Annotated in this window: 3 protein-coding genes; all 3 read left to right on the top strand. The window is 75.9% G+C overall.

Going from position 1 to position 2,420, the window contains the following annotated elements:
* Window positions 1-1,314, top strand: a 1,314-nt coding sequence (locus IM725_RS19845; protein ID WP_193782369.1) for an efflux transporter outer membrane subunit, incomplete at its 5' end; no start/stop codon positions are given.
* 105 nt (window positions 1,315-1,419) lie between these two features.
* The gene (locus IM725_RS19850) at window positions 1,420-1,989 is read left to right on the top strand and encodes a GAF domain-containing protein (protein WP_193782370.1); all 570 of its coding nucleotides are present in this window, start codon (window positions 1,420-1,422) and stop codon (window positions 1,987-1,989) included.
* A gap of 1 nt (window position 1,990) precedes the next feature.
* On the top strand, window positions 1,991-2,398 hold the full coding sequence (locus IM725_RS19855; protein WP_193782371.1) for a SpoIIAA family protein: 408 nt from the start codon (window positions 1,991-1,993) through the stop codon (window positions 2,396-2,398).
* Window positions 2,399-2,420: the final 22 nt, after the last annotated feature.

The following is a 2,420-nucleotide window of genomic DNA, read 5'->3' on the forward strand; positions in this document are numbered from 1 at the left end:
CAGCAGTTCCTGCCGGGCGAGTCGGTGCCGCAGCGCTGGTGGACCGCCTTCGGCGACACCACCCTGGATGCGGCCGTGGAGCGCGCCCTGCAGGCCAACCCCGGCCTGGCCGCCAGCCTGGCCACCCTGCGCGCCGCGCAGGAGAGCGTGGCCGCGCAGCGCGCCGCCGCATGGCCCAGCGTGCAGCTGGGCTTGCAGACCGCGCGCGCCAAGGCCGGCGGCACCGGCGCCGGCGCCAACGTGGTCCCTGGCACGCCACCGGCCGGCAGCGACCCGGGCGGCGCCTACAGCTTCCACACCGCGCAGCTCAGCGTGGGCTTCACGCCCGACGTGTTCGGCGGCAACCACAGGCTGGTGGAAGGGCTGCAGGCACAGGCGCAGGTCCAGCGCTTCCAGCTCGAGGCGGCGCGCACCGCGCTGGCCGCCAACGTGGTCGGCGCCGCGGTGCAGGACGCGCTGCTGCGCCGCCAGCGCGCGCTGCTCGAGGCCTCGCTGCAGGACGGCGCGCGCGCGCTGGACGTGGCACGGCGGCAGTGGCAGGCCGGCGCCATCTCGCACCTGGACCTCTCCCTGCAGGAGAACGCGCTGGCGCAGCTGCGCCAGCAGCTGCCGCCCCTGCAGCGGCAGTTCGAGCAGAACCGCGACCTGCTGCAGGCCCTGCTGGGCGACGGCCCGGACGCCCAGGCGCCCGCCTTCGACCTGGACCGGCTCGCGCTGCCCACCCGCCTGCCGCTGGTGCTGCCCGGGGCGCTGGTCGAGCGCAGGCCGGACGTGCGCGCCGCGCAGGCCCAGCTGCAGGCGGCATCGGCCCAGGTGGGCGTGGCCGTGGCCGCGCGGCTGCCGCAGTTCAGCATCAGTGGCGAGCTCGGCGGCGGCGCGGCCACCGTGGCCCAGATGTTCTCCCCGGGCGGCCGCTTCTTCGCGCTCATGGCCGGTGTGCTGCAGCCGGTGTTCGACGCCGGGGCGCTGCAGCACCGGGAGTCGGCCGCGCGCGCGAACCTGGACGCGGCGGCGGCCCAGTACCGCTCGGTGGTGATCGCCGCGCTGCAGAACGTGGCGGACGCGCTGCACGCCCTGCAGGCGGACGCCCAGGCGCTGCAGGCCGCGGGTGAGGCCGCCGAGTCCGCTGTGCGCGCCCGCGACCTGACGCGCCGCCAGTTCGGCCACGGCTACCTGGACCGTGTGGCGCTCATCAGCGCCGAACAGGCCGCGCGCCAGGCGCAGGCCGCCCTGGCCCAGGCGCAGGCCGCACGGCTGGCGGACACCGCCGCGCTGTTCCAGGCCCTGGGCGGCAGCGAACCCCCGGCGCGCTGACACGGCTGGAGGGGGAGGGCACTGGCTCCTTCGCACTGTGCGTGACGGCCGGCAACAGGCGGCCGGCCGCGCAGGACGCCCGGCGCCGCCCCCTACAATTCCCCCATGCTGCTTGAACCGATGCTGTCCCGGTTGCGCCCGGTCCGCGACCTGGGCGAGGCACTCCAGGTGGCATTGCGCGACTTCGTGTCCCTGCACGGCGCGGAGATGGGCGACATCCAGCTTGCCGGCCACGACGGGCTGCTGCGCATCGTCGAATCGCTGGGCGTGAGCCGGGAGTTCCTCGAAACCTTCCGCCAGGTCTCGCCCACCTCGGGCAGCGCCTGCGGCCAGGCCGCGCGCGGCGGCACCACCGTCTTCATCCCCGACGTGGGCCTGGACCCCGAGTTCGCGCCCTACCGCGCCTTCGCGGCCCGGGTGCCGTTCCGCTCGGTGCTGTCCTGCCCCCTGCGGTCGCCCGCCGGTGACACGGTGGGCATGATCTCCGCCCTGTCGGCCCAGCCCTTCGCGCCCACGGCGCTGGAGATGCAGGCCGCGAGCGCGTATGCCGGTGCCCTGGCCGACGTGCTGGCCCGGCTGCTGCACGGCAGGAACACCGCCGACTGGGTCGAGGCCCGGTCGGCGTCCCTGCTGGAAGCCACGCCCTGGCAATGGCCGCGGCTCGCCCTGCACTGAGATGGACCTGCACGGCACGCTCCCGCCCGACATCGTCCAGCCCAGCCTGGCCGTGCGCTTCGTCGGTGGCGGGGCCTTCCTGGAGGCCGTGATCACCGGGCTCGCCAGCCTGGAGGGCGCCCGTGCCGTGCTGCTGCAGACGGCGCGCGAGGCGGCGCAGCGCGACTCGGCACGGGTTCTCATCAACTGCCTGGGCATCCTGGGGCAGACCGCCCAGCACGACCACGAGCAGCTCGGGCTGTTCCTGGCCCAGCACTTCGGCCGGCGCCGCTGCGCGCTGGTGACCGCGCCCAGCAAGATCAAGGGCGTGATGACGGCGGCCGCCCACGTGGCCGGGGCCGACTACCGCGCCTTCCCGGACCGCCCCGCCGCCGTCGCCTGGCTGTCCTCGGCCACGCCGGCCGACTGAAGGCCCGTCCGTCCTCCAGCCC

Origin of the sequence: Ramlibacter aquaticus (assembly GCF_015159745.1) — a bacterium.
Taxonomy (GTDB): Bacteria; Pseudomonadota; Gammaproteobacteria; order Burkholderiales; family Burkholderiaceae_C; genus Ramlibacter; species Ramlibacter aquaticus.

Coding starts and splice junctions, on each gene's coding strand:
- IM725_RS19855 (WP_193782371.1), top strand. CDS start 1,991: ATGGACCTGCACGGCACGCTCCCGCCCGACATCGTCCAGCCCAGCCTG.
- IM725_RS19850 (WP_193782370.1), top strand. CDS start 1,420: ATGCTGCTTGAACCGATGCTGTCCCGGTTGCGCCCGGTCCGCGACCTG.